Genomic DNA, 386 nt, shown 5'->3' with positions numbered 1-386 from the left:
CTGTCCCTGCAGCGCCGAGAACGGCGCCGCGGCCGTGAGTCGGTTGCCTTCCGGCACCGGCAGCGAAGCGAGTTCCGTCGAGGCCGGCGCCCCGTTCGGTGCCGCCTGGTCGACATCACCCGATTTCCGCTCGGCCGCCTTGGCCTGGTCCGCCGCCTTGCGTGTTTTGTCTGCTTCAAGCGAGGCGATGAGCTCCTTCAGGCTGCCCGCCCTGGCGGCCAGCGCCTGCGAGCGCTGCTTCTCGGCGGCGATCTCCGTCTCGGTGTCGGCCTGAAGCCTCTGCTTGGCCTCGAGCAGCATGCTCAGCCGCTTCTTTTCGGCCGTCTGTTCGCCGACCGCCGTGGTCAGCCGTGCCCGCTCGGCCTCGATCGAGGCCGTCACCCGCG

1 pseudogene is annotated in these 386 nt (G+C 70.5%); it reads right to left on the bottom strand.

Going from position 1 to position 386, the window contains the following annotated elements:
• Positions 1-386 (bottom strand): annotated as a pseudogene (locus EN742_RS37555) (hypothetical protein); the annotation flags it as partial.

The organism is Mesorhizobium sp. M4A.F.Ca.ET.020.02.1.1 (genome assembly GCF_004022645.1).
Taxonomy (GTDB): Bacteria; Pseudomonadota; Alphaproteobacteria; order Rhizobiales; family Rhizobiaceae; genus Mesorhizobium.
This window is presented reverse-complemented; position numbering and strand designations above follow the sequence as displayed.